Source organism: Leptospira alstonii serovar Sichuan str. 79601 (assembly GCF_000347175.1).
Lineage (GTDB): Bacteria > Spirochaetota > Leptospiria > Leptospirales > Leptospiraceae > Leptospira > Leptospira alstonii.
Genome location: NZ_ANIK01000082.1, coordinates 1 through 23,681, shown reverse-complemented (window position 1 = coordinate 23,681; position 23,681 = coordinate 1). Strand labels below are relative to the sequence as shown.

17 protein-coding genes, 4 pseudogenes and 1 CRISPR repeat array are annotated in these 23,681 nt (G+C 41.9%); of the genes and pseudogenes, 2 read left to right on the top strand and 19 right to left on the bottom strand.

Features of this window, described 5'->3' with window-relative positions:
• From LEP1GSC194_RS15880 to LEP1GSC194_RS15825, 11 genes and pseudogenes are all read right to left on the bottom strand, one after another.
• Positions 1-514 (bottom strand): annotated as a pseudogene (locus LEP1GSC194_RS15880) (IS4/Tn5 family transposase DNA-binding protein); the annotation flags it as partial.
• Positions 515-727: 213 nt separating this feature from the next.
• Positions 728-1,693: direct repeats of the CRISPR family, unit length 36 nt; unit sequence GTGCTCAACGCCTAACGGCATCAAAGGTATGTTCAG.
• Positions 1,694-2,057: 364 nt separating this feature from the next.
• Positions 2,058-2,342 carry a CRISPR-associated endonuclease Cas2 gene (cas2, locus tag LEP1GSC194_RS15870; RefSeq protein ID WP_020774520.1) on the bottom strand — a complete coding sequence of 95 codons (285 nt, stop codon included), beginning with the start codon at positions 2,340-2,342 and terminating at the stop codon, positions 2,058-2,060.
• Positions 2,342-3,297, bottom strand: a pseudogene (gene cas1, locus LEP1GSC194_RS15865) (type I-MYXAN CRISPR-associated endonuclease Cas1). The gene cas2 and the pseudogene cas1 overlap by 1 nt, the downstream one beginning before the upstream one ends.
• Positions 3,298-3,631: 334 nt before the next feature.
• Complete coding sequence (gene cas5, locus LEP1GSC194_RS15860) at positions 3,632-4,342, bottom strand: CRISPR-associated protein Cas5 (RefSeq protein ID WP_020774541.1); 711 nt, start codon at positions 4,340-4,342, stop codon at positions 3,632-3,634.
• On the bottom strand, positions 4,329-5,258 hold the full coding sequence (cas7i, locus tag LEP1GSC194_RS15855) for a type I-B CRISPR-associated protein Cas7/Cst2/DevR (RefSeq protein WP_020774537.1): 930 nt from the start codon (positions 5,256-5,258) through the stop codon (positions 4,329-4,331). The genes cas5 and cas7i overlap by 14 nt, the downstream gene beginning before the upstream one ends.
• Positions 5,251-7,005, bottom strand: coding sequence for a type I-MYXAN CRISPR-associated protein Cmx8 (gene cmx8, locus LEP1GSC194_RS15850; protein ID WP_020774535.1), 1,755 nt, complete (start codon positions 7,003-7,005; stop codon positions 5,251-5,253). The genes cas7i and cmx8 overlap by 8 nt, the downstream gene beginning before the upstream one ends.
• Before the next feature lie 2 nt (positions 7,006-7,007).
• Positions 7,008-9,311 (bottom strand): CRISPR-associated helicase Cas3', encoded by a 2,304-nt coding sequence (gene cas3 / locus LEP1GSC194_RS15845; protein ID WP_232424470.1) that lies wholly within the window; start codon positions 9,309-9,311, stop codon positions 7,008-7,010.
• A 14-nt stretch (positions 9,312-9,325) separates the two neighbouring features.
• Entirely contained in the window at positions 9,326-9,940 is a 615-nt protein-coding gene (cas6, locus tag LEP1GSC194_RS15840) for a type I-MYXAN CRISPR-associated protein Cas6/Cmx6 (RefSeq protein WP_020774527.1), read from the bottom strand.
• Positions 9,941-10,642: 702 nt separating this feature from the next.
• Positions 10,643-13,644: pseudogene (locus LEP1GSC194_RS15835) on the bottom strand (efflux RND transporter permease subunit).
• 2 nt (positions 13,645-13,646) lie between these two features.
• Positions 13,647-14,448, bottom strand: a pseudogene (locus tag LEP1GSC194_RS15830) (efflux RND transporter periplasmic adaptor subunit).
• Positions 14,449-14,485: 37 nt separating this feature from the next.
• Positions 14,486-15,049 carry a TolC family protein gene (locus LEP1GSC194_RS15825; protein ID WP_020774521.1) on the bottom strand — a complete coding sequence of 188 codons (564 nt, stop codon included), beginning with the start codon at positions 15,047-15,049 and terminating at the stop codon, positions 14,486-14,488.
• A gap of 380 nt (positions 15,050-15,429) precedes the next feature.
• Between LEP1GSC194_RS15825 and LEP1GSC194_RS15820 the strand changes: the two genes are divergently transcribed.
• Positions 15,430-15,750, top strand: a complete 321-nt coding sequence (locus LEP1GSC194_RS15820; RefSeq protein WP_020774533.1) for a DMT family transporter — start codon at positions 15,430-15,432, stop codon at positions 15,748-15,750.
• 19 nt (positions 15,751-15,769) lie between these two features.
• Here LEP1GSC194_RS15820 and LEP1GSC194_RS15815 read toward each other — a convergent pair whose 3' ends face one another.
• Positions 15,770-16,345 carry a PaaI family thioesterase gene (locus LEP1GSC194_RS15815; protein ID WP_017807914.1) on the bottom strand — a complete coding sequence of 192 codons (576 nt, stop codon included), beginning with the start codon at positions 16,343-16,345 and terminating at the stop codon, positions 15,770-15,772.
• A gap of 407 nt (positions 16,346-16,752) precedes the next feature.
• Here LEP1GSC194_RS15815 and LEP1GSC194_RS15810 point away from each other — a divergent pair, with 407 nt between their 5' ends.
• Entirely contained in the window at positions 16,753-17,784 is a 1,032-nt protein-coding gene (locus LEP1GSC194_RS15810) for a zinc-binding dehydrogenase (protein ID WP_020774538.1), read from the top strand.
• 14 nt (positions 17,785-17,798) lie between these two features.
• Here LEP1GSC194_RS15810 and LEP1GSC194_RS15805 read toward each other — a convergent pair whose 3' ends face one another.
• The 7 genes from LEP1GSC194_RS15805 to LEP1GSC194_RS15775 form a co-directional block, all read right to left on the bottom strand.
• A complete protein-coding gene (locus LEP1GSC194_RS15805; protein WP_036043340.1) occupies positions 17,799-18,503 on the bottom strand; it encodes a hypothetical protein in 705 nt (234 codons plus the stop codon).
• Entirely contained in the window at positions 18,470-18,883 is a 414-nt protein-coding gene (locus tag LEP1GSC194_RS15800) for a zinc ribbon domain-containing protein (protein ID WP_020774526.1), read from the bottom strand. Before LEP1GSC194_RS15800 ends, LEP1GSC194_RS15805 begins: the two co-directional genes overlap by 34 nt.
• Positions 18,883-19,473: a cytochrome c-type biogenesis protein CcmH gene (locus tag LEP1GSC194_RS15795; RefSeq protein ID WP_020774539.1), complete on the bottom strand. Its 591-nt coding sequence runs from the start codon at positions 19,471-19,473 to the stop codon at positions 18,883-18,885. Before LEP1GSC194_RS15795 ends, LEP1GSC194_RS15800 begins: the two co-directional genes overlap by 1 nt.
• Positions 19,470-21,659 (bottom strand): heme lyase CcmF/NrfE family subunit, encoded by a 2,190-nt coding sequence (locus LEP1GSC194_RS15790; RefSeq protein ID WP_020774525.1) that lies wholly within the window; start codon positions 21,657-21,659, stop codon positions 19,470-19,472. Before LEP1GSC194_RS15790 ends, LEP1GSC194_RS15795 begins: the two co-directional genes overlap by 4 nt.
• Positions 21,660-21,709: 50 nt before the next feature.
• Positions 21,710-22,105: a cytochrome c maturation protein CcmE domain-containing protein gene (locus tag LEP1GSC194_RS15785; RefSeq protein ID WP_020774530.1), complete on the bottom strand. Its 396-nt coding sequence runs from the start codon at positions 22,103-22,105 to the stop codon at positions 21,710-21,712.
• Positions 22,106-22,210: 105 nt separating this feature from the next.
• Positions 22,211-22,981 carry a YdcF family protein gene (locus LEP1GSC194_RS15780; protein ID WP_020774529.1) on the bottom strand — a complete coding sequence of 257 codons (771 nt, stop codon included), beginning with the start codon at positions 22,979-22,981 and terminating at the stop codon, positions 22,211-22,213.
• A 281-nt stretch (positions 22,982-23,262) separates the two neighbouring features.
• Positions 23,263-23,681 (bottom strand): DUF1564 domain-containing protein (locus LEP1GSC194_RS15775; protein ID WP_020774524.1); only part of this gene is annotated, 419 nt, incomplete at its 5' end.

Below are 23,681 nucleotides of genomic sequence, written 5' to 3'. Positions count from 1 at the left end.
CACTTTCCTTATGTTCTATGGACATTTTTCTTCCGTCTTGATTTTGGTTGGCGCCTAATTCCGTACGTGACCACATTTTAAAATCCAGGATGCCTAAAGGGATTCCTCAGTCGTAAAGCTATCGATGGATGCAAAAGAAGACCCTGATTGTATTCCGAGTTCATCGGCCCCAAGTCATCTACACGATCCCTTTTTCTATAATAGATTTCGTTGTGTCGCTTAATACCAAGACTGTTTCTTGTTGGTGAAGTCGTTTCTTTGTTGCTTGACTATGAGGTTCTATGATCTTTTCCGATGATACTTTCGGATTCGAAAAAAAGCGATACGCTCCTTTCGTGCCTGACCAATTGCCAAATATATCTGGCAAACTCGTTCCTCCTCGTTTTGTCATCACGCTCACGATTTTCTTGAGTCGTTTATCTAATCGAGTATCTCCCAAGTTCAGCGATAAATATTCTTCTTCCACCCAATCTAATTCCGTTCCGAGTGTACTACTCCAATGTGTAGTGTTCATTATAAGGCCCTTACTAACTTTGGAAATAAAGGTTGAAAAATCTAGTTTTTTCTCATATTTGTGGGTAAGGTTATGGCTCTCTATGGATCGCGTTTCAGGATCGCGAAATAGGAGGCGGGAAAACTCCGGTGGCATTTCTCTATTAGAAAATCATACTTTTTGCAAGTAAAAAGCTCCATTTTTGTCGGAACGCTTGCGTTTTATTGTATGTAAAGTCCTAACCCCTAACGGCATCAAAGGTATGTTCAGATTAAATCGTTGCGCCACCTATCGTAATCAGAATAAAGTGCTCAACGCCTAACGGCATCAAAGGTATGTTCAGGCGTAGGCAAAATCAAACCCGACTGCCCTGGTTCGTGCTCAACGCCTAACGGCATCAAAGGTATGTTCAGCCATTGGGCCATTTTCTTTCTTGAAAATTCGTGCTGTGCTCAACGCCTAACGGCATCAAAGGTATGTTCAGGCATCCACTACAAACCACTCTCCGGCGTAGTCGGGTGCTCAACGCCTAACGGCATCAAAGGTATGTTCAGAAAAATCGCCTAAGAATCTTCGAGAAATCCTATGATAGTGCTCAACGCCTAACGGCATCAAAGGTATGTTCAGGATAGTTTTTGAAAAAGAAAATTCATAATTTCTGTGTGCTCAACGCCTAACGGCATCAAAGGTATGTTCAGTTCCATTTTAGTTCTTTAAGATCCTCTGCGATTTGTGCTCAACGCCTAACGGCATCAAAGGTATGTTCAGATCCTGGGTTTTGGACAGATTATATTGATGCCTTTCGTGCTCAACGCCTAACGGCATCAAAGGTATGTTCAGTCTTTCGTTTCTCTCTTTACGGCCATGCTTTAATTCGTGCTCAACGCCTAACGGCATCAAAGGTATGTTCAGATATCTCCCTGGTCAATGAAAATGGCGGGCTTACTCGTGCTCAACGCCTAACGGCATCAAAGGTATGTTCAGTACCGCGAAAATCCGGGGGAAGAATTAAAATTTCGGGTGCTCAACGCCTAACGGCATCAAAGGTATGTTCAGTACCGCGAAAATCCGGGGGAAGAATTAAAATTTCGGGTGCTCAACGCCTAACGGCATCAAAGGTATGTTCAGTTCCTTCTCAGTTTCCTGTGCTTTGACTTCTTCAGAGTGCTCAACGCCTAACGGCATCAAAGGTATGTTCAGAGCATTTTGTTTTTATGGCTTTTACGAGGAGAGGTTGCGGATGTACGGGAATTTGTAAAGGGAAAACAAGCATATAGTCGGATATTTCTCTTTTTCATCTTCTGGATTTCGATACGGATCGAATTTTGATTCTCTCGGTCTTTACCGTTAAGATTTAAAGAATCAAGTACGTTTCCATACATTTTCAATCCTAAAAGGAACCGGAATTATCGCAAGGAAGAAAAAAAGCCGCGGAGAACCATAGAATCGAGAGGATTCAGAAATCCTAATGAAAGTTGATAGATGCCGGAACTAAACTTAGATTGAGGATTTAAGGCTTTGTTTATAGATAGAATTATGTCTATGCCCTGAAGAGATACTTGAATTATAGAATTTTCAGAGTTTTTGGAGCCTCCGGCCAAGCGGATTTTTTCTCTTGGGTATGGGCGCCTGAGGCGCATTTGGTGCAAAGGGTAAGATAGAAAACATCGTCTTCTTTTTCAGTGACTTTTGCCAATTTCCATCGGAGTTTTTCCAATTCTCGATCCGTAGAGTAAATTCGAAAAACACTATATTGAATTCTCTCTCCAAAACCTTCCATGATTTTTGCGACCTTTCGAAGCCGTTTCGGTTCTCGAATATCATAAGATACTAATCTCCAATGTTTCATTATCTTAATCTCGCTTGAGCAAAGATTCCCGCTTCGCCGCTCCATTCCTTTTCGAGAAGCCGCGTCTCCAGCTCGATCATCCGGTAATAGGAAAGCGAATAATTTACAACCGGATGTTTCCACGTATCATCCAATCTGGACTCATAGAGTTGAGTTGCTTTTTTACGACCCGATTCCGAAAGCCAAACTTTATGTTTCGTAATTTCAAAATCTTCATCGATCCAGGATTTACGATTGATACTTCCAACCAAGAGGATGTCGCAAACACTGACTCGGAAAAGCTCCATTAAGTCCAATACAAGAGGTTCCGCGGAAGATCTTGGAGTATGATAAAAACCGAAACTTGGCTCAAGGCCGACGGATATGATTGCCTGTCGAACGGATTTGTAAAGAAGCGAATACAAAAAACTTAATGCAGCATTAAAAGGATCTTTAGGGGGTCGTTTACTTCTTCCGTTGGGGACCAAGGACGAATCGGAATTTTTAATTAAGGTAGGAAGGCCGGCAAAATAGGCTCGTGCGGATGAACCTTCGATCCCTAATAGTTGGCCGGCAGAATCCGCTAGTTCAATATTTTTAAGACCCGTTCGAATTGTTCCTAAATATCCTTCCGTTTCATTTCTGGTTTCGTCTTTTCCTCTAGTCGCTCTGAGTAAATAACGGAGTTGAGATTCGCATTTTGCGGACACTAATTTTTTGGCTAAGTTCAATCGATTTGTTTCATCCGTGAGGGCTTTGAACTGTCTCTTTTTTGAATACGATCTACTTTGCCGGAAATTTCTAATTTTTCACTCGTATAATGAAAGGATTCGATTCTCCCCGAGGAATCCTCATTGGGTTCCAATTCTTCATGTAAGGTACGTCCTGCATAGACGCGATCGTCGGCGATTAAAACGCCTTCTACTTCTTCCAAATAGAAAAGTCTTTCGCAATAAAGTAGGGAATGAATTCCCATCGCTCGCAAGTTTCCGTAAGAGTCCATAATGTTTGATTGCTCATGATAGAATCATAAGTTGTAATAGTATCGATTTAGAATATTCTAAAAATGAGTTAAAATATTCATTTTTTAGAATTTTAGTATGAAAATAATAAAATATAGTTTGAGTTTTGAACTTTCTGGGATTGGTTTGTTGTTAAATGATAAAGTAATAAGTTTTTCGAAGAATGGATTTTTTATATAGATCCTTTGATTTTACGAAAATCTATAGCAAACTTCCGTGCTTCCGTAAAAATTTCATCAACACTCCTATTTTGAAACAGCAAAGGTCTAGATATATTTTAAACATTGTTTAGGGTTCTTTCGGCGTCCAAACCCAGGCGTTAGGGGGAGGTTGGAGCGATTTTTCCTTTGAAATTGCAAAGAGGGGAGAAACGGTATTACTATTATCTAATCTATCAATCCCAACGGTAAGTCTTGCCGTTTCCGTTTCAATTTGATCGTTGTCGCCGACTTTACAATGCCAAAAGGCAGGTATTGAAGATTCTTCAAAAATATCAATAGAATCAAAAAGTAAATTATTATTCCCGGCAAATGGGAGACCGTAGCGGGTGTCATTCCATTCTCCATTCAAACCAGAAGTTATTTTTTGTTTTAATTCGGGATCATCCGATTGTATTCCAATCAAGACATCCAAATTTGTAAGTATTTCTCTTCTGACGGGACGAATGAAATATTTTGAACCTTTTGTCCGCTCCAGATTTTCTTTTCCCGAACTACCAACCGGAATAACATGCAGTTGTTGATACAAAGAATTCGTTTCAGCCAAAGAAATATTTCCGATAGCAAGGTTTAAAGAAGGAATATCTTTTGATATTTGGGTTGTTAGGTGATTTGTATTTGTACGGATTTCGATTCCAAGAATATTGTTGATCAGTCCCCAGGCCGCACTGTGTGGAAGTGTCGGCATGGTTGATCTGTAAACACCGGCTTGAAAATAGCGAAATGCGGCAAAAGGAGCTTTTAACCGCATAAAAAAAAGGCTCATATTATTTGCTTTCATCCAGAAAATCGTCGCCAACTTGTTTTAAAAGTTTCTGTGGGTTTTCGAAGAGTTTCACTCCAAAGCTTTTAAGTTCGGTATGTTTGCCCTCGGATAAGTTTCTAACAATCTCTCCGCCCAAATAGAACTCTTCTCCGGGTAAATCGATCTTACCTTCTTTATCTTTAATTCTTTTTAATACTTCCAAACTTCCGTCTTCTTGGAACCCGTATGTGTCATATCCCGCAACTAAGGAAGGGGTTAAGCGAATTACAATACTCTTAGGTCCCATTTCGTAATAATTCCTTGCATGACCGCCGGCTACGTTGGTTAATTCGCCGATAGACTCCAGTAACGCTTTAATCCAGTCTGGTTTTGCTTTGCAATCATTCCCAGCCAGTGCAAAGGGATATTGAAATGCCGTAAGGGAAATTTCTTTATGGAGAAGGACTGAAGTGGATTGATTGTTCCAGTATTTATCTTCGTTCACTTTTGTTTTCGCATTTAAAGGAGACTGATGAAAGGTCGCTTCATATTGGTAAGGGGATAATGCCACCGAATTATTAATTCTTAGAATGCTATCTCGTTTTAGTGTGGCATCTTTTCTGTCTTTAGGTAAATACTTGCTATCCGCAACCATATATCCAAAAATAAAATCATCGGCATATTTGTCAGAGTTTGGAAATTCTTTAAATTCAACGGCTAGTTGACCTTCATTATGAAGTCGGGTCCTATTCGTTGAAATGTTCTTTTTAATTAGTATTTCTCTCAACGCATTTCTCTTAGCCTCTGAACTAAAAATGGCAAAGTCTTTTCCATTCTTAGAAATTTTCTGTAATACAGTACGATTTTCTTCACTTTCCCCGCGATAGTTTGCGCTTGGTGCGGGATAAGTTAAGATAGTTCCGAAAAGATTTTTGATAGATTGTTTAGACATTGGAAGTCTCCTTTTTTTGGTATGTGTAACTAACTGCGGATAATGCAAGCATGGATAATGTCCTTACTTTGTCCGTTTCGTCGAATAATGCTTTTGTTAGAGTGAGAAATCTCTCCTCATTCATGTATTGCCCTACGGAACATATAGAAGAAGAAAAATAGCTGATAAAATCACCTCCGGTTCTACTTCGAATTGCCAGAAATGTTTCTTTGGCTAATTTTTCCTTCATCTCAACATATTTATTGGTTTTAATATCCTCTTTTTTGAAACCATATTTGGAAGCCAGTCGTATTGAAATATAATTTCGAATCATCCAATAAATGATTTGCTCTAATGATTTTAGATTTTCAGATGAAATTTCTTTTTCATCAGTTTCTAATGAATTTTCCATAGTATGTTCCTTGTGAATTGAATTGATAAGTCCCTTGAATTTTTTATTAACGTCGTTAGAAAAGTTAACGTCCTTTGTTTTTCCCTTTCCTATGAAATATTCGTATCCAGATGTTTTGAATAGTTTGCCGAAATCTTCGTGCCAGCTTTTATTCTCAGAGAGGTTAGTTAAAATTTGCCTCTTAAATATGGAATCAAAGTAGTTATCGTTTTTAAATGCTTCATATTCTTTTAAAGTAATATCATTTGGCGTTATACGAAAATTTGCTTTATTGTTAATATTGTTTCCTTCTTTTATAAAGCGAAAAACATCTATCCCATTCACTAAATCGGAATATTTCTTCGCACCCTCTAATTTTGTTAAACTAATCTTGAGTCTTTCAAAAGAGTCCCAGCCTGCTTCTTGTAAAACGAAAATTTTAGATGCTCTTGGTCTGAATCCGAGGATCGTATTGTCTCTAGATTTTAAAAATTCTTCATAGTCTAAGCAGAAGTTCTTTAAATCTAAAATTTCAGGAATGCAAATTGCAAATCCATCATCGGACGGTTTGTATTTCTTTGAAGAATTGTCATATTCTAATTTTTGCGGAATATAGATTTGAGAAATGAAAGGCCAGAAATGCAATAATAGGAAGTTTTTATTCTGGTCTAAAAAAGGAACTCCTTCCGCATTTTTATCTTGGGAGCTCAGAAAGTAAGTACCTTGAATTTCTGATTTTTTAGTAGTTATCTTTATTAAATTATTCCAAACTTCTAAATAGTCTTTGTTATCTTCTTTACTGGCTCTATTTTCATATACAATACGAGTAGTCGGGATGCCTCTTAGTATATTCCATATCATATCTCGCCAAAGTTTGATCCAAGCTGACTCTTGGCTATTATCCATATCTTTTAGAAATGAACCCGATGGAACGACCACATCATAAATATATATTTCTTTTTCTTTTTGAATGTTTTCTCCAGTTTTTTTATCTACAATACCGACTGCTTTCGTTTCTTTTCTCTTGTAGGGGATCTCTTCCTTTGTTCTCGAATTTTTTAAAGGTTTATCTCTTTCTTGCTCTTCCCAACTCGCCGAATAGGTTTCATCGAAAAGAGATTTCATTCCTTCTTTATCAATTCGAAGTTTATAAATCTTATCCGTGCATTCTAATTCTTCTAAAATCCCTTTTACTTTGTGTGGATTTCTTTTCGTTAACCAACGAACCATCAGGACGAGACCGGCAAGTCCGGATTTGTGCTGAGAAGAAGGAAGTTCGTGGAGTTTATATTCTAAAGTAATTTCTTTAACTTCTTCGTTTGCAGTTTTAAGTTTTTTTGCAGAATTGGCTTCCTTTTCCTTTTTTTCTTTCAGCATCGTTATGTCCTTATGAGTCCGAGTTCGGAATTGTAATTCTTGCCGTCGACAACAGATAAATATTTTGGTAAAAACTTGGGTTTATTTTCTTTTAAAATCATTTTCTTTGGGGCAGGTAGAATGAATTCGTCAATGGGATGTTTATTATTTAGAAATTGTTCTATTGCACGTAAGTCGGAATCTAACGCACACTGCTCTGTAAATTCTTCAATGTCCCTATATTCTTCTGATGTAGCATAATAATCGCTCAAAACAAATTGAGAAAATTCCTGGGGTGTTGGCTGATCTGGAGAAAATTGTTCCATACTATCGGCTAAATCTTTTTGACTCAGATCTTTATCGGAAAGATGATTTATAAATCTTTCAGCTGCCGTAAGATCCTTGTCTTCATAGGGCAGAGCTTTTTCGGGTTTATAAATAAAAATCTCTCCCCTAAATTCAGATGGTTTACCGTCTATTTTTCTATTCACTCGTCCAAATCTTTGAATCAAGGAAGAAATAGGAGCTAATTCTGTAATCATTACGTCGGCGTCTAAGTCCAAACTCATTTCGCATACTTGTGTAGTGATGGCTAATACCGGTTTATTCTTTGAAGTTGTTTTGAATAATTGAACGGTATCTTTGTGTTTACTTTGTCTATCCGCTAACTTAAACATACTGTGATAACAGATAGGTTGATATGCTGCGAGAAGTTTTGTCAGTTTCTGAGCCTGCGCTATCGTATTCACCACCCATAAAACTTTGCGATTTCCATTTTCTAATTCTTTTTTTGCAATTTCTATACCTTCTTCAAATGAATGAATCAATTTTTTATTATATCGAGGTTTCGATTCTAAGAGAATTAAATCCTTTAGGAATTCCTTATCAACTAGGTCCGGATACGCTTTTAATCCCAGTTTAATTAATTCTTCTCTTCTTTCTTTTTGTAAGGTTGCTGTCATACAAAGAACCGGCGAATTAAAATGTTCTAGGAAACTCAAGAGTGATTCAAACATTTTCTTATCCAAGCTGTGTATTTCATCTATGATAAGAAGTGAATCTGTCAAAGGAGGTAATAAACAAATCCCCTTATAATTATTTTGTAAAAAGCTTAAGAACTGATCTACTGTGGCGCTAAAAAATCTTTTAGACCAATACCCCAGGGCAAAAAGTCTTTCATCTTCTTGTTTAACATTATAATTTTTTCTTTGAGAATCCTTTTCATCTGGATTATTCCGTAACTGTTCCAATTCATATTTTGAACTGCCGTGCATTAAGGCTGCATCCGATTCTGGGGCGGCGGCAACATAGTCTTTAAATCCTTCGGTTGCCGTGCCGCGAGTCGGGTATAAAAAAATTATTCGACTAACTTGATTGACTTTTGATTGCTCCTTCGCCCATTCCCAAGCTGCAAATGTTTTACCTGCACCGCAGGGAGCTAAGAGTAAAACTCGACTTCCTTTTGTAGCAACGAGACTTTGAAAGTTATGAATTTGGAACTGTTTGCCACTTTCTTTTTCTATGGTTTCAATTCGAGGTTGAATGATTTTTTCCAGAATCTCGTCAGGCGAAATTTCACTACAATGTAGTTTTTCTTCTATCCATGCATCAAAATCCTTCTTTTCTCTCCATAAGCCGGATGAAACCGAATCAGATACGATCAATGCCGCTTTAATAGAAAGCAGCAATGATTTCCTGTCTGAATCCGATCGTAGACTTCTATGAAATTGCCTTGCTTGTTTTTTTCCATTTGCAATGATCCCATCCCATAAAGTATTATTCTTTGCGGAATTAAATGATTCCGTAGGAAGTTTCGGGATGTTATTGAGTTGTGCAATTGTAGAAACCTGATTTAGAATACTTTTTATCTCTGAATGATTCAGAGAAACTTCTATTATACCTTCTCTTCTAAGTTTACCCCATTCATAAAATCCACTTTCTTCCGCTTTTAAATGATGAGTCAAAACACTTGCGGTTATGATATTATGATCTAAGTTTTCATTTTTCGCTAACCAACTACTCACTTCCGGCAGATGTAAAATCAACGCACTCAAATGTTCGTGTCTGATTCCCTGATGAAAAAAAGTTGTGTCATTAACCGCTTTTTGAAAATCTTCATTGGCTTTTCCGATATCATGAAACAAACAAGCAATGCTAAGATTTAAAAGAAACTTATCTGCGTCCTCGTTACTTACTTTAAAAAATCGAAGCCAATTATTTAAAAAGCGCGAGTCTTTTTTGAAGATGGCGCTACCGGCCGTATCCGTATCCAATGAATGTTCTATAAGGGAAATTTCTCTGCCGTCATTGGTTTTAGTTTTCGCCAACAACTTTCCTTCCGTCACACACGTACTCCCAAGAAGTGACCGCAACCCATCTTCCGTCGGCCACCCACTCCTATTTGTTGTACTTTAATGGAATCTTGCGGTGAGAGGTTTAAAAGCAAAACAGGGAAACCTACGACTTCTTTATCATGAATTCGAATCGTCTTGCGTACGATTCTTTGGTTGTTCTCCGAGATATTTCCTCTAAATAGAAGAACCTCGCAGCTTATTTCATGTTCTCGTAATTTTTCTTGGACGCATTCCAAAAAGCTGTTTTCTTCCGTATGTCCCTTGATGGTTACCAATCGACTATACAGAGTTTTATGGGGTTTCAGCAATGCAACTGTTGGAATTCCCAACCGAATTTTATCCTGAGATAACTCTATACGTTTACCTGCTAATTTCCATAGGAAGGGTAATAGGGATTGTGCGGTCCGGATCCTCAATTTGCTTGTTCCGTTTAGATGTAAGGTTCTATTTTTATCAGGAGTCCCGGAAATTCCGCAAATAGACAATCCTTCCGTTTCATGAATGATTTTTTCCTGTTTGCAAAGCGCCGAGTAAAGTTTATATCCGTGATCGGCCGGTATGGATTTACCCTCTACGGGAAATTTGAGTTCAATATATTGCATAGTTTTAATTTTTAAAATTATAATGTTATACTATTTAAAAATGTTAATTGAGTTAAATTTTGCACATTATTTTATAGAGCATAAAATAACTCATTTAATTTTTTAAATTTTTGTAATTTATTCGTCGGTCGAATTTTACACTGGGGAACCTCTAAACCTTCGTCTCGATATTTGGATAGGCGCAAAACGATCTTCTAAGCATTCTATAATATAGATTTGCAAAAAAATGCATGTGTTTAGAAGCCCTTGGTTCGTTTTAACTTTCTGTGCGGAGCCCCGTGCTTTTTAATAAAATTTTTATTTTCTTTCGAATTATAATTTGAGTGCACTTACAAAATTTAATTTTCGCTTCTTATAAGCTTGAGATTTAGAAAGAGTTTCTTCAATAGGAGTTGTTTAAAAATTAATTTTGCGTCTGTTTCCGTTTGATTGAAATGAACGATTGAAGCAGTTTTGTTAATCACGACTATGGAATTTTTCAACAACTCTAATCTACTTCCGAACATAAGTCGTTATGAATTCCTTGCGACGACTCAGTTTATGAAAAGTCGATTCCTTTTCTCGCGAATAGATATTCGGGATACTTTTTTCAAACTTCTTGTTTGGGAATATCCGAGTGGATTTTGATGAAGGTTTAACAGGTGCGAATGCCTATATCTTTAATAACGAATTCCCGATCGCCTCACTTTTTATCCGAAGGAATCAATCTTCCCTTTTTTTCGTAAGATAGAATAGGGACGGGATACAAACCAAGGTTACCAACAATTCCAAACTAAGCCCGCCGACGATGACCGTAGCAAGAGGTCTTTGAACGTCGGAGCCGATTCCGCTTGCGATCGCCGCGGGAATTAAACCCAATAAGGCCAAAAGAATTGTCATAATTCTCGGCCTCAGTTGAATGACCGCGGCCTCGATCACCGAGGTTTTGAGATCCCGCTTCGTATTTTTCTCAATCATATTCAATAATCTGGATATAAAAAGAACACCCGTCATTGTGGAAATCCCGAAGAGGGAAATAAAACCCACACCCGCGGAAACTGAAAAATTCATTCCCCTGAAAAGTAACGCAAGCAGGCCCCCGCTGATGGAGATCGGAATTCCGGACATGGCCAGTAAAACCAACCGAGGACTTCGAAACATGGTATAGAGTATTATAAAAATTGCAAATAAGGTAAGGGGAATCACAAAACGTAATCTTGAAACAGCGCGGTGTAAATTCTCGAATTGACCTCCCCAGTGAATGTCGACTCCTTCGGGGATTTTGATTTTTTCGGAAACCCTGTCCTTCGCTTCCGCGACAAAACTTCCTTGGCCCCTGCCTCTAACGTTCGTTCTCACCGAGATTTGTCTTTTGCCGTCCTGTCTTTGGATGATTGTGGGACCGTCTTTGAAATCGATCTTTGCAAGTTCCGAAAGAGGAATCCTCGCTCCGCCCGGAACGGTGACGAGTAACGTATGAACGGAATCGATCGAAGAACGAAAGTCGTTTGTGTATCTCACGATTATCTCGAATCTTCTAGAACCGTCGTAAAGAATTCCGACTCCTTTACCGCCGATCGCGGCTTCCATCGTGTCCAGAATTTCGGACGTGTTGATCCCGTATCTCGCGGCTTGTTTGCGATCGATTTCTATCGTTAGTTGCGCTTGGTCTCCTTCCTGTTCGATTCCCAATTCGGTGGCTCCCGGTATTTCGGAAACGACGGAAAGAATTTCTTTCCCTAAATTTCTAAGAACGTTCAAATCTTCTCCGTTGATTAGAATCGCAAGATCCGAAACGCTTCCCGTCGCGGATTCGGTGACGTTGTCCAAGATCGGTTGAGAAAAAAGAAAGCTGGCTCCGGGTAAAGTTTCTTGAAGATCCTTTTTGATTTTATGGAGAAGTTCAGTTTTGGAAATATTTTCTTTCCAATCGGAATAATTTTTGAGACCGATTAGGATTTCCAAACGATTCGGACCGTAGGGATCGAACCTTCGTCGAGTTCGGGAAGAAATTCCGTTCCCAATTTGAAGTAGGATAAACTTCCGACTCCCAAAACGAGAACTAACGCAAACGCCGCGACTTTTTTCGGATCGACCAGCCTGTCGGTTAAAAACTTAGAATAGAAATTTTGAATCTTTAGGAAAAACGGGTTCTGCCATTCCAAGGAATCGTTTCCTTTCTTTTCCAGTTTGGATCTGTATAAAAAAGTCATCAAAACCGGGATCAGAGTAAGAGCGATGAGCATACTTCCCGAAACCGCGTATGCGAGCGTGAACGCCATCGGCGAGAAAAGTTTTCCTTCGATTCTTTGAAACGTAAAGATCGGTAAATAGGCAAGAATGATAATGGAGATCGAAAAGAAAATTTCGGTGCCTACTTCCTTTGTCGCGTCTATCGTCAGAGTTTCGATTTCCTTGAACGAAAGCCCCGCTGTTTTTTTCTCCTTTGTTTCCTTGTACTTTCTGGAAATATTATCCACGATCACAACGGCTCCGTCTACGATGATTCCGAAATCGATCGAACCCAGAGAAAGAAGGTTTGCCGGGATGTTCGTGATCTTCATCAGAGAGAAAGCGAATAAAAGGGATAACGGAATCGTACAAGCGACGACTAACGCGGAACGGACGCTTCCGATAAAAAAGATCAAAACGAGAACGACGATACTGACTCCCTCGAAAAGAGTTCTCGAAATCGTTCTTACCGTGTAATTGACGAGATCGCTTCTGTCATACGTCGTTGTTAAGCGAATTCCTTCCGGAAGGGAGTTACGATTGATTTCTTCCAGCTTCTTCTTAACGCGTTCGACCACCTCCGAAGGATTTTCGCCTCGACGCATCGCGATCAAACCTTGCACACCCGATTCTCTGAGTTTGATCTTGGAGGATTCCGGATCTCTCAGCGCGTAGCTGAAAACTCCGTCCGGTCGTTTGGGATATTCCTCCACCGAAGCGAGGTTACCGATATAGATCGGAGTTCCGCCGGAGGAGGCGACGACTGTGTTTCGAATATCATCCGAACTTTGTATCGCGCCCAAACCGCGCACCGCAAAACTTTGATCGCCTCTCGTAAGAGTATGACCTCCCGTGTTTCTGTTATTGGAAGAGACGGCCTCGACGACGTCGTGTAAGGCGAGATTGTAACGATAGATTCGATTTGGGGAAGTGATGATATGATACTGTTTGACCAAACCTCCGAAGTTGATCACGTCGGCGACTCCGCTCACTTGACGCAAAGAAGGAATCACAACCCAGTCTTGAATCGTTCTCAAATCCATACTCGTCCATTCTTCTCCGGCTTCGATCGTATAACGAAAAACTTCGCCCACGGGACCGGTGAGGGGAGCCAAAGAAAGATCCGCGTCCGCAGGAAGATCCACGTCTCTGATTTTTTCCAAAACGAGTTGTCTCGCGGTAAAGTCCGTAACTCCGTCTTCGAAAATCAGTTGTAACACGCATAGACCGAAAATGGTTTTGGATCTTCTTGTTAAAACATAAGGTACGGTGTTCATCTCCCTTTCCAGAGGAAGGGTGACCTGTCTTTCCACTTCCAACGCGGCCTTACCGGGAAGAACGGCGATCACGGTGACCTGAGTGTCTCCTACGTCGGGGTAAGCTTCCTTCTTGAGAGTGTTCCAAGACCAAAGTCCGATCACAAAGACGAATAACGCTAGTAGGATCGTCGGGATTCTTTTTTTGAGGGAAAATTCGATGAGTTTATCGATCATTCTTAAAACCCGAAGCTGATTCCTTTGAGAAGAATGGCTCCGTCGATCACGATCTCGTCACCTTCGGATAAACCTTCTTTGACGATCGTTTTTTCCTCTCCCGAAGAACCCAATATGACTTGTTTTCTACGAAACGAATGTTCGTCCTCCTTTAGAAAAACGTAATTCTTTTCGTCTACGGTTACGATCGCGTGATTCGGAATCGCAAGCACGGAAGAACGCGGATCTCCGAAGTCGACTCTCGCGAACATTCCCGGAAGAATTTTTTCCTTCGTATTTTTGAGAGTGACTCGAACCTTCACGTGCGACGGCAAAGTTGGATTCGGCGTCGGTGACGTCCCGTCTCGTTGCGGCTTGATTGACATACATATCTTTCACTCTCGCCAAGTCCTTGAACGCTTTGGAAGCGACGGCACGAGTCCGTTTGTATTCGGAATAAAGATGTGTGGTTTCTCCCGAATCGAAAAGGATCAACTTCTCATTTGAGTTAACGGACGTGTTGATGCTCGCGATCACTCGAGCCGATGCGATTACGGAGAATGCCGCGTTTCCCTTTCCGATTTTTTGATATACCAAACGAGCCAGACCCGGATGATCTTCGGGGAATTCGATTCTCGCACCCGCTTCGGTTACGCGGGGACTTCTCGCCTTTTCCAATCTCCAATGTTCCTGTATTTTTCGCGAAGAATTCCAATTGTGGAGAATGATAGCAAGGGTCAGGATCAAAATCGTGGAGAACAAAACGAACTTGGGTCTTCTTTGATAAAAAGATGCGAAGGAGAAAATGAAATTCTTAAAAATCATGGACCGATCTCCAGAACGGTACTTCCTAACGTGTAGTTTACAGTTTCAAGACTTTCGATCCGATCCGATCCGATTCAAGGCGGATCATTTTTAAAAAACTGTCGCTGTATGCTTCGAAAAAATCGGCAAATTCCAAAATCGTTAAATACCTTTTTCGATAATTCTCCACCATTAGACCCGCCAGATTCTGATAATCCTTTGTAAAGGAATCCTTATATTCCAAAAGTAATCTTTCTTTTTCCTTCGCCTTTCCTACTGCGGAAAGAACTTCCGTTCTGATCTTAATTTTTCTTTCCTCGTACCTCGCTTTTTTTGCGGCGAGAATCAATTCGGATTCGCGGATATTTCCCTGATTTCTATCGAAGGTGGGAATTGCCATAGAAACCGTCACTCCGTAGTAATTGTTGATGTAGTTTCCGGCGCGGTCCCAATTTCCTCCGAGTTTAAGATCCGGAATCGCCAACGACTTTTGCAAAGCGAGATTTGTTTGTTCGGCTTTGATTCCGAATTCGAGCGCTTTCAGGTCCGGTCTTTTTTCAAAGGCGATCAAAAGAAGTTCCTGGCCGCTTTTGGCGAGAATCGGATATCGGAGGCGTTTCATTGAGAAACTCGGGAGGATCATTCGTATCCTCCGATAGAATTTCGGAAAAAGTAAAGAATAGTATAATAAACTGAACGATAAGTACAAAGAAGGTCCGTTGGATCGATACGTACATATCCGGCTCCGAAATAACTTTTTAATAAGAGAGCAGATTCTATCAAAAAAGAAGAAGTCTGCGAGTCATTATTTTAGGAAATCGGAATCTGTACGGAGAATAAGATCCGGAGTTTCCGTTTTTGATTTCGGTTCGATTCATAAAAACGGTTTCGGCTAAGGAAGTGATTCGGAAAAAACTTCGGCCTTAAGTAATATTTGAAATTTTTTCGAATCACCGAAGCTAACGGGTTGATGTCCGTATGAATCGAAAGACTTGTGGAGTTATGGCTTGGGTTTATCTTATCATCGCTTCCGCATTCGAGATCGGATTTACGACTTGTCTCAAGTTATCCGATAATTTTACGAAACCGATTTGGATCGGGAGTTTTATAGTTTTTTCCGTTTTTAGTTTAGCTTTTTTGAATAAAGCCGTTCAAACGATTCCTATGGGAACCGCTTACGCGATCTGGACGGGTTTGGGTGCGGTGGGAACCGTTCTCGTCGGCATCGTTATACACGGAGAGCCGATCGATTTTTGGAGAGGATTCTTTTTATCTACTTTGATTCTTTCGGTTTTAGGTCTTAAATTTTTAGTTTCGGAATAAAATTCCGATTCGATGAAAATCAGGAATCCGTCTTTTGAAGTTTGAGGCGTTTTCGAATTTCCTTACCGCGTTTTTGATTCACTTCTAAAACCTGAAGAAGGGTATCGATCGGGAAAACGGTTCCTTGAAACATTCTTTTCATCGTTCTTTCCGACATATCATACCAACGCGCTTTGGAAGAAACCAAAAGTTCTCCGGTATTGGAAAGATGAATCGTGGCTTTCGTATAAAGCCTTCTTCTTCTAACCATCGTAACCCAACAACGAACTTGGACTTCTTCGTTGAGAGGAACCGCTTTGTGATAACGCATATAAAGCTGATCGGTCATCACGAAATGTCCGAGATGAAAACAAAGAACACCCTGAGCTTCGTCGAGAAGAGTCGCGAGAACTCCACCGTGGGCGTAACCGGGCGCGCCTTCGAAGGACTTTTCTATTTTAAACGGAAATCGAACTTCGCCGCTCTCTTCGTGAAAGGGAAAACTTGCGTGAATTCCTTTTACGTTATCGGGACCGCAACCGAAGCAGTTTTTATGATGCCAGTCTTGTCCGTTTTGGCTTGCTTTGATTTCCCGAAAGATTGTTTCCGATTCCATGTTGTTCCTCCGGTTTGATCGATCGAATCTTGACGATGGGATTCTACTTCCATGAAAAAACCGCTCCTTCCGGATTCAAGTGCGAAACCCGAAAAAATTCCGAAGTGCAAAGCCGTTTTTCTCGATTCGAATTTTTAAAAATCCGAAACTAAGAACGTAAATTCTCCGCCAAATGGCCTTGACTGAGTTGCCGACGATCTTAATCTAACGCGAGTTCGGCGAAATAAGGACGGGCGAATCCCGCCCGCTGGCGGGACCGCGCTTTTTGCTCCAATCAACAAATTGATAGATCGCCCTAAAAGCGAGATTCTTTCCTTACACCAATTTGTTGATTCCGCGGCAATCGCTTTCGCATCGGTTATACCGACTTACGTTAATCTGTTTCGCGTTTTTGAGGAGAATGGAAAATGAAAGCTGCAGTATTAGAATCCGGTAAAAAAGTTTTAGACGTCCGAGAAGTTCCCGTTCCGCAACTCGGCTCCGGACAAGTAAAAGTAAAAATCAAAGCCTGCGGGATCTGCGGCTCCGACGTACATCTTGTGATCCACGGAACTCTCAAGTGTAAACATTTCCCGAGGGTTCCCGGTCACGAATCTTCGGGTGTAATCGAGGAAGTAGGGGAGAACGTTAGTCGCTTTCGAAAAGGGGATCGAGTCGTAATCGCGGCCGGAACTTCCTGCGGCGTATGCGCGTATTGTAAAGCGGGTCACGAAAATTTATGTAAGGACGTCGGAGTTTTCGGATTCGATCGGGACGGAAGTTTTGCGGAATACAACGTCGTGGAAGAACGTTATTTGTATTACCTTCCCGATTCGATACCGTTCGATCAAGGGGCGATCCTTGCGGACGCGGTTTCCACTCCGTATCACGCGATTCGATACAGAGGAAACATACGGGACGGAGATACGGTTGCAATTTTCGGCTGCGGGGGGCTTGGCATTCACGCGGTTGCGGTTGCAAGAGCGTTGACCGGCGGAAAAGTGATCGCTTTGGACGTGGACAAAGGCGCGTTAGAGAATGCGGCAAAATACGGAGCCGATGAAACGGTCAATTTGAAAGAGGTTAGAAATCCCGGAAAGGCGCTCAAAGAAATCACGAACGGAGTGGATCTGCTCGCGGATTTTTCGGCGCATATGTCCAACGTGGAAGAGTCGCTTCGTGCGATGAATCCCGGAGGAAGGATCGTTCTTGTCGGAATCGGCAGACAACCTTTGAAATTTCAGGTTCCTTTTCTATTGATCGAAAAGATGATATCGGTCGTCGGTTCCTACGGTTCCGATCGAAGAGCGATTCCCGAACTGATCGAACTCTACCTAAAGGGAAAAATCGACCTCTCTCATTCGATCACTTCCCATCATCCATTAGAGGAATTGAATGAATGTCTTAACGCCCTGGACGAAAGAAAAGGAAATCCGATTCGGTTCATCATTCAACCTTGAGTTTGGATAAGATTCTAATATTCAAAAAGCAGAATGGATTTAGCAGGAGTAACGACCTGAAAAAAAACCTTACTCCGAGAGTTACGTGCCGAAACGTCCTTGGGAAAACGGATCAAAAAACGATAGATATGTTCGGTCTCCGCGGTTACGTCCGAATCGTAAAGGACCGTTCCGGAAGGATAAACCCCCGGAGGAACCGTATAAAACGGATAACCGAAAGTCCCGTAGACGGGAAGGGCGGAAAAACGGGAGTTCCGAACCCTCGCGGTAAAGGTTTGAACGTAATAACTCCAAGTTTTTTCGGGCGGTTTTTCGTTTAAGGAAAATTGAAATTCCAAAAATTCGGGAAGAACCCTAGTTTCCGGAACGATCTGAAATAGGATATAAATCCCTTCCGAGCCGTCGAGGGCGTTCAATTCCTTCCACTTTTCCATCCTATCTTTGGGAATCCTAGAGGCTAATTCGTTTTTAAGATCCTTTCGAATATCCTCAAGATCTTCCTTTTCGATTTTGGAAGCGGAAACGAGAAAACCGCCGCCATAAAAAGGGAGTTCGGCAAGGCGGTTCGGCTCCCCTTGGAGTTTCAGATTTTTGCCGGAACAGGAAAATTGAATTATACAATATAAGAATATAATAAAAATAGAAAATACTTTCGAGAAGATTTTCGGGTACGACCGTGAACCCGTCAAACGATCAATTTGGTTCCGCAGGAAGGACAAAACTTGGCTCCATAGATCTCGATTTTAAAACCGCATTCGTGACAGTATTTGGGAACAAAGGAAGACGCCCCCGGAGATTGTATTACCGCGTCTTTGGGAACGTTCAAAGCGATGGTTCGAATTTTTTCGTCGAAGTCCTCCAGATCGTTTACGATTCCGGAAGAGATGGTTTGAAATTCCGACTCTGTGAGTTTACCGGTGTCGAATTCGATTTTGATGTCCCGTAGGTTTTCCAAGATCACTTCTCTTCGATGGATCAGTTCCGATTTTTCGGATTCCGTATCGGAAGCTTTCGCGTTGATCGCAAATCGAATGTATAAAAAAGGGGAGACTACGATCCCGAGAAGAATGATATAAAATGGAATGAGTAAAAGATCCATTATTTTTGTTTTTCCTGTATTTCGGAAAGATATCTACGGAAAGAATCTTCGCCTTGTTGGATGGGTTTTTCGGGGGCCGGTTTAGGAGCATACGGATTTTTACGTTTGATGTAAAGATAGATCGAGACGATCCCCAGTAAACCCGCGAGCACAAGGCTCAGGTCGATCCAAGTGGAATCGGGAGAAGCCAGAATATTCTCCCCGAATCCGAAAACGACGGAGTTTGCCATTCCCGTATTACCCGCTTCCACGAACTTTTGGATTATAGGATCGCTCAGAGCTCCCTCTCCGAAACCGTGAACCATCTTATTTACGATTACGTCGGCGTTTTCCCCTTTTTGAATCCGATTTTCTATAAACAGTTTCAGCTTTGCGGAAACTGTGCAGTTGTTAAACGAACAACTTTTGATCGTGATCGAAGGGATGCAGATACATCGGATCTTGGAAGTGACCTCGTGAAAGGTACGGATCTGGTCCGGTTCGGTCAGGTTCGTAAACGTGGAATCGGCGGACAAAGACGAGGGCGGACCGAGGATACAAATTCCGAAAAAAGTCAATAAAATTAGAATATTCTGAAATACTGTTTTCATGGTCTGGACTCTCCGATGGGAAGAAGGATCAAAAGACCCGAAAAGAAAAAGAGAAGAGAACCCGCCCAGATGAATTTCACGAGAGGGTTTATCCAGACTTCGAGATTGGCCACGATCTGTCTCGGAAACCGGTTGAAGTTTTCCAATTTACGAACGGGTTGATTTTCGTTCGTAAAAAGATAGTTCATAAACAGAAGGGGAAGATCCGGATTTTCATCCGAAAGATCGGAGTGTTCGATCGCGCCCAACTGAATGTATAAATCCTCTTTCGGAGTCGAGGTGATCGCGGGTTCGCTCGTAGGAATGTGAGTTTCAAAGTCCCCGCTCAAATGGGAAATCTGAGGATAAAATCTTCTTTCGGTCACCATCGTGGAAAATTCCTTGAGATGGCGTTTTACCTGAAAGGTCGCCTCGTGAGAAACGATCACATTCTGAATGTTGAGTCCGTTTTTTGCGTCCCCGTTTACGAGAGGTTTTATTTTGAGAGTGTTCGCCGAAATCTGATAGTCGCCGAGAACTCCCGTGTCCTGACTGGAGTAGACGATCTCGTTCTTTTCGGGAACGTTTAAGAAGTAGAAAAACTTAATGGACGTATTTTGTTTGAACGCGTTTCCCGCAAAGCCGATAAAAAGAATCACCATCGCGAGGTGAACGAGATAACCTCCGTATCTTCTTTTGTTTTTTAGGAGCATTCTAAAACCGGCAAAGAAATAATTTTCGCCTGGATACGCTACCTTTCTCGCGACGATTCCCCTGTGATATTCCTGAGCGATACCCGCGATCGTAAAAATTCCGAGACCGACGGCGATCACCGAATACACTTCGCCCAAAACGTCTCCGAGGCTGTAGTCGCTGATCGTAAAATTCCGCGTATAAAAAAGTATGTAAGCGCCCGCTCCGGCAAATCCGACTAACAACGGTTTGATGAGAGTGGAAAAGAAAATCTTATCCGCGCCCTTTCTCCAAGCCAGAAGGGGCGCCGAACCCATCAGAAAAATCAAAAGAATTCCCGCGGGAACTCCCCAGGAGTTGAACCAAGGGGCTTTGAATTCTCTTCCGTACAAAAGAGGGGAAAAGACCCCGAGTAAAATCGCGAGAGTCGCGATCACGAGAAGAAAGTTGTTAAAAAGGAAACTTCCTTCTTTGGAAGTCATCGCTTCGAGATTACGTTCGGGTTTGAGAGAATCCCTTCTATAAATCAAAAACCCTAGAAAAAATAAAAAGCTGACTCCGATATAAATGATAAACGGAGTTCCGATCGTGGATTTGGAAAAACTATGAGGTCCTTCGAGAACTCCGCTTCGAGTGATCCAGGTTCCCAATAAACAGAAATGGAAGGCGAGGATGATCAAAAATAGATTCCAAAACTTTAACATACCTCTTCTTTCCTGAATGATCATGGAATGAAGAAACGCGGTGGATAAAAGCCAAGGCATGAGAGAGGCGTTTTCCACCGGGTCCCAGGCCCAATAACCGCCCCAGCCCAATTCCTCGTAAGCCCATTTGGAACCGAGAAGAATTCCCGTTCCCAAAAAGAACCAGGAAAAGATGGTCCATCTCCTTACGAAACGAAACCAGTTTTCGGAAAGATGTCCCGTGATCAGAGCGGAGGCCGCGATCGCAAAAGGAATCGCAAAACTCACGTAACCCACGTAAAGAATCGGAGGATGAATCACCATCGCCCAGTGTTGCAAAAGAGGATTGAGGCCCCGGCCTGCGACGGCGGCCGGTTGAAATTCACGGAAGGGTTGTGCGTCCGGATAAAACACGGCGAGATAGGAAAAGAACGCAGCGATTACGGCTAACGTGAGATTTAGGATCGGGATTCTATCCTGAACGAGTTCCCTCGTTTGCCAGAGTACGATGAAGGTAAAAAGGGAAAGTAAAAGATTCCAAAAAAGAAGAGAACCCGAAGATCCGGACCAAATTCCCGTCAGCCTGTAAAACAGAGGAAGATGTTCGTTGGAATGCATTACGACGTAGTAGTTGGAAAGATCGGTTCTGAAAAGCTGGACGAGTAGTACGATGAAGGCCAGAAGGATGACGGCCGTGTTTGCCATCAAAGTGTATCTTCCGAGTTCGATCGCTTGTTTGTCCCGTTTCCAAATTCCGTAAGAGGTTTGAACGATCGAAAAAATAAGAATCGCGAAAGAGGTTATGATACAGAGGGCGCCAAAATCATTCATATCGGAGAGTCCAGGTCCTTTCGCTTAACAGCGATTTAGAAAAGTTGAATTTACTTATTTTCTTCCGAGTAATCGGCTTCGTATTTGGAGGCGCATTTCGCTTCCACGTGATCGGCAACCAACACTCCGTCTTTCATATAACCGTCCACTCGCGCGCGCGTGCCTTCCTTAAAGGCGTCGGGAAGAAGGGTTTCACCGGTGAAAAAAACCGGAATTTGTTTTTCGTTAAATTCCAAGACGAACTTCGCGGTTTTACCTTCGCGAACCACCGATCCCAATTTTACAAAACCCCTCACTCGTAAAAGATCGTCTTGGAATTTTGCCGGAGAGGCGGCGAGTTCCGAAGCGTCGAGAAGCGTATAAGATGTTTCCTTGGAGGAGAAGTAAGCGATGGAGCCGAGGGAAAGAAGAATGATCCCAGCGAGGACCGTAAATTTGATGTTCATCGTAAGAGTTCCGATTGTCTTTCGTTTTAGACCATAAAATCAGAACGGATGGACGGAGAAAAGTGGAAATATCCCCGTTTTATCCCATCCCGTTCAAACCGCGCTTCAGTAATTTCGGATCTTATGAACGAGAATTCCGATCCATTCCTTGATCGAGATGGTGGAGTTTTCGAGACAGCCGGTGGAAGGAAAAAAATTATCCAAGGTCAAGACCGCCTTCTGAGTGCGGAAATCGGTCGGAAAGGGAATGATCGTAATTCCTTTTTCCTGAAAAATTTCGATCGATCTTTTCATGTGAAAGGAAGAAGTCACCAGGATTACGGAAGTCCAACCTTGCTCTCTGAGCAGCTCCAATGCAAAACTTTTGTTCTCTGCGGTGTTTCTACTTTTGGATTCCAGGATCAAAGAAGAATCGGGTATGCCCATTTGTCTTAGGAACCTGCCGGCGGGTTCGGATTCCGGAACCGTTTGATACAGAAGATTTCCGGAACCTCCGGAGAATAGAATTTTAGGCGCCTTCTTGGCCCTATAAAGTCTGACCGTTTCCGTAAGCCTTTCCGCGCTATTGGAAAGATCGACCGGTTCGTCGTGGATGCTTAAGGTGGAAACCATTCCGCCTAACACGAGTATTACGTCGGCCTTGGGAACCTTTTCGAGAGAAACCGGCGGATAATAAATCTCCAAGGATTGAATCAACTTTTGTGAAACCGTACTCGTGGATAAAATCCAAAGAAACAGAACGGGAATCCAGACGGAAAATTTTTCTTTCCAGGTCTTGAGTTTTGCTCCCACGAATAAGAGGATCAGAAGAACCAGAGACAAAGGGAAAAGAACGAGGGTCGCAAGTTTTGAAATCGAGAATAAAATTGTGGACATGTTTTGTCGGGACTTGAATGTCCCGTTTCTCCTATTTAACGTGAGATCGATCTAAGAAAGTTTGGGCATGTCGAGCGATCCATAGCGAGCGAGACAGCCAAAAGCCGCGAAGCGAAAATGCGATCCATAGAGCAGCCACTTTAGTTTTTTGGCTGGACCGCGCTTTCAGCTCCAATCAACAAATTGATAGATCGCTCTAAAAGCTAAATTTTTTCGTTGTACCAATTTGTTGATTCCGCTTCAATCGCTTTCGCATTTGTTATTCCGAACTTCTACGTTTTTTACGTCGGGAACCAGTCTCGATAATCCAATGCGTAAAAATGGGATAAGGGTCGGCAGCGTAATTTGCGGGTCACTTGGTTATCCACTAGGTCGAGGTGGAGAATATAACTGTAAGACCTGTGAAAGGTGGGAACTCCCTCATTCATCGTATCCACGATAGAGTCTCCGACGCCCACGGATTCCAACCACAGAAGATAATTGAAAAGATAACAGCGGGACACGCCGTGGGCCTGTGCGAGAGCTCCAAAGAGAGTCCAAGTTCCGGTGTTAAGGCGAATATTCACGCGTTTCATTTTTTGTTTTCCCGGACTGGGCTGATACAAGGTTCGGCCGGCCTTTTTACCCAAACGTTTTGTCGCGGAAAGATACTTTCCATACGTTCTCAAAAGTTCGGGAATTTTTCTTGGAAGCCCTTTCA

What these genes read in the sequence shown, in the direction of transcription:
- LEP1GSC194_RS15825 (WP_020774521.1), bottom strand. Translation starts at nt 15,049, where the DNA reads ATGAAACGCCTCCGATATCCGATTCTCGCCAAAAGCGGCCAGGAACTT.
- LEP1GSC194_RS15785 (WP_020774530.1), bottom strand. Translation starts at nt 22,105, where the DNA reads ATGAACATCAAATTTACGGTCCTCGCTGGGATCATTCTTCTTTCCCTC.
- cas5 (WP_020774541.1), bottom strand. Translation starts at nt 4,342, where the DNA reads ATGAAAGCAAATAATATGAGCCTTTTTTTTATGCGGTTAAAAGCTCCT.
- LEP1GSC194_RS15800 (WP_020774526.1), bottom strand. Translation starts at nt 18,883, where the DNA reads ATGGATCTTTTACTCATTCCATTTTATATCATTCTTCTCGGGATCGTA.
- LEP1GSC194_RS15780 (WP_020774529.1), bottom strand. Translation starts at nt 22,981, where the DNA reads ATGTCCACAATTTTATTCTCGATTTCAAAACTTGCGACCCTCGTTCTT.
- LEP1GSC194_RS15810 (WP_020774538.1), top strand. Translation starts at nt 16,753, where the DNA reads ATGAAAGCTGCAGTATTAGAATCCGGTAAAAAAGTTTTAGACGTCCGA.
- cas7i (WP_020774537.1), bottom strand. Translation starts at nt 5,258, where the DNA reads ATGTCTAAACAATCTATCAAAAATCTTTTCGGAACTATCTTAACTTAT.
- cas2 (WP_020774520.1), bottom strand. Translation starts at nt 2,342, where the DNA reads ATGAAACATTGGAGATTAGTATCTTATGATATTCGAGAACCGAAACGG.
- cas6 (WP_020774527.1), bottom strand. Translation starts at nt 9,940, where the DNA reads ATGCAATATATTGAACTCAAATTTCCCGTAGAGGGTAAATCCATACCG.
- LEP1GSC194_RS15815 (WP_017807914.1), bottom strand. Translation starts at nt 16,345, where the DNA reads ATGGAATCGGAAACAATCTTTCGGGAAATCAAAGCAAGCCAAAACGGA.
- LEP1GSC194_RS15820 (WP_020774533.1), top strand. Translation starts at nt 15,430, where the DNA reads ATGGCTTGGGTTTATCTTATCATCGCTTCCGCATTCGAGATCGGATTT.
- cmx8 (WP_020774535.1), bottom strand. Translation starts at nt 7,005, where the DNA reads ATGCTGAAAGAAAAAAAGGAAAAGGAAGCCAATTCTGCAAAAAAACTT.
- LEP1GSC194_RS15795 (WP_020774539.1), bottom strand. Translation starts at nt 19,473, where the DNA reads ATGAAAACAGTATTTCAGAATATTCTAATTTTATTGACTTTTTTCGGA.
- LEP1GSC194_RS15790 (WP_020774525.1), bottom strand. Translation starts at nt 21,659, where the DNA reads ATGAATGATTTTGGCGCCCTCTGTATCATAACCTCTTTCGCGATTCTT.